Consider the following 1,955-nt stretch of genomic DNA (forward strand, 5'->3'; position numbering starts at 1 on the left):
GGGGCTCGGGCGCAAGACCGCGTGGCTGGCGCTGCGCGACGGCGAGGTGCTGGCGGCACGGGAGAGTGACGTGCCGCTGGCGGTTGGTTCGGCCTTCAAGATCGGCGTGCTCTCGGTGCTGGCCGAGGACATCGCCGCCGGGCGGCGCGACTGGGCCGATGTGGTGCGGCTGGCGCCCCGGCACCGCTCGCTGCCCACCGGGCGCATGCAGGACTTTCCCGAAGGCGCGCCCGTCACCCTGCACAGCGCCGCGCTGGCGATGATCGCCGAGAGCGACAACACCGCCACCGACCTGCTGATCGACACGCTGGGCGCGGCGCGGGTGGCGGCGCGGCTGGAGATCGCGCCGGAGGACTTTCTTTCCACCCGCTCCTTCTTCGGGCTGAAGGCCGATGCCGCGCTGCGCGAGGCGTGGCTCGCCGCCCCGGTGGCCGAGCGCCCTGCCCTTGCCGCGCGCGCGGCCGAGCAGCTTCCGGCGCCCGCGCGGGTGGGCGGGCCCTTCGTGCCGGGGGTGGAGTGGACGCTGCCGCTTGACCGGCTCTGCGCGCTGGGGGCGCCGCTCGCGGAGCTGCCGCTGATGCAGGTGAACCCGGGCCCGGTGACGCCCGACCCGGCGCTCTGGCAGCGCATCGCCTACAAGGGCGGCTCCGAGCCGGGCGTGCTCAACTTCACGGCGCTGATGCGCGATGTGCGCGGGCGGGACTGGTGCGTGGCGCTGACCGTCAACGACGGGGCCGAGATTCCCCTGCCCGAAGCGGTGGCCGATTTCGGCGCCTTCCTGCGTGCGCTCACAGCATTGCCATGAGCCATGGGTTTCCAAGCCGCGCCGTTGCAGGTAGAGCGGGGCGGAGGCAGGACAGGACAGGGACAGAACCATGCGGACAGTGGCCTGGGTGGCGCTGGTCACCTTTCTGATCGACCAGGCCAGCAAGTGGCTGGTGGTGCACGTGATGGAGCTTGACCGCAAGCTCGCCATCGACGTGTGGCCGCCGTTCCTGAACTTCCGCATGGCGTGGAACAACGGCATCAACTTCGGCCTCTTCGGCGGCGGCGACAACACCCGCTGGGTGCTGATCTCGGTGGCGCTCGGCATCGTGCTCTTCGTGCTGCTCTGGCTGCGCCGCGATCCGCCGGGGCCGGCGGCGCTGGTGGCGGGCGGGCTGCTCGTCGGAGGCGCGCTCGGCAACGTGGTCGACCGGCTGCTTTATGGCGCCGTGGCGGACTTTCTCAACATGTCCTGCTGCGGTCTCGATAACCCCTTCGCCTTCAACGTCGCCGATATCGCGATCTTTGCCGGCGCCGTGGGTCTGGTGCTGTTGCCAGGCCGGCAAACCGGCGCGAAAGCGGGGAAAAAGGGCTCGTGACGCCGCGCGGTTCATGGGTTAAAGCAGGAACGAGCAAGAACCGGAGAATGGCAATGAAGCTGTCGCACTGTGTGCTGATGATGGGGCTGATCGGGCTGGCGGGCTGTTCTTCGGTCGGGCGCGACGTCGGGCTGCACCGTCTGAAGACCAACAGCGGCACGCCCAACGAATTCGCCATCGTTCCCAACAAGCCCCTGCAGCAGCCCGAGAGCTACAACGCCCTGCCGTCGCCCACGCCGGGCAGCGCCAACCGCACCGACCAGACGCCGAAGGCCGACGCGGTCGCGGCCCTTGGCGGCAACCCCGCGCGGGTCAACGCCGGCGGCACCCCCTCGGGCGGCGACGCGGCGCTGGTCAACCGCGCCACCCGCTACGGCACCGAGCCCGGCATCCGCACCCGGCTGGCCTCGGACGATCTCGAGTACCGCAAGCGCAAGTCGCTGTTCTCGTTCAAGCTCTTCCCCGAGGACGAGTACAACAAGGCCTACGAGGAGCAATCGCTCGACAGCCGCTCCGCGCTTGACGCCTACCGCCGCGCCGGCGCGCAGACGCCCTCGGCACCGCCGGAAGGCTGGGAAGAGTAACGCCTCC

Annotated in this window: 3 protein-coding genes; all 3 read left to right on the forward strand. The window is 70.5% G+C overall.

Features of this window, described 5'->3' with window-relative positions; all coding sequences use genetic code 11:
• Positions 1–805: serine hydrolase (locus HC022_RS25230; protein ID WP_167454220.1), on the forward strand; the 805-nt coding region annotated here is incomplete at its 5' end.
• A gap of 70 nt (positions 806–875) precedes the next feature.
• Positions 876–1,364 carry a signal peptidase II gene (gene lspA, locus HC022_RS25235; protein ID WP_008886085.1) on the forward strand — a complete coding sequence of 163 codons (489 nt, stop codon included), beginning with the start codon at positions 876–878 and terminating at the stop codon, positions 1,362–1,364.
• A gap of 53 nt (positions 1,365–1,417) precedes the next feature.
• On the forward strand, positions 1,418–1,948 hold the full coding sequence (locus tag HC022_RS25240; RefSeq protein WP_167454221.1) for a DUF3035 domain-containing protein: 531 nt from the start codon (positions 1,418–1,420) through the stop codon (positions 1,946–1,948).
• Positions 1,949–1,955 lie beyond the last annotated feature (7 nt).

It is taken from the genome of Salipiger sp. HF18, assembly GCF_011806505.1.
In the GTDB taxonomy this organism is placed as follows: domain Bacteria; phylum Pseudomonadota; class Alphaproteobacteria; order Rhodobacterales; family Rhodobacteraceae; genus Salipiger; species Salipiger thiooxidans.

What these genes read in the sequence shown, in the direction of transcription:
- lspA (WP_008886085.1), top strand. Translation starts at nt 876, where the DNA reads ATGCGGACAGTGGCCTGGGTGGCGCTGGTCACCTTTCTGATCGACCAG.
- HC022_RS25240 (WP_167454221.1), top strand. Translation starts at nt 1,418, where the DNA reads ATGAAGCTGTCGCACTGTGTGCTGATGATGGGGCTGATCGGGCTGGCG.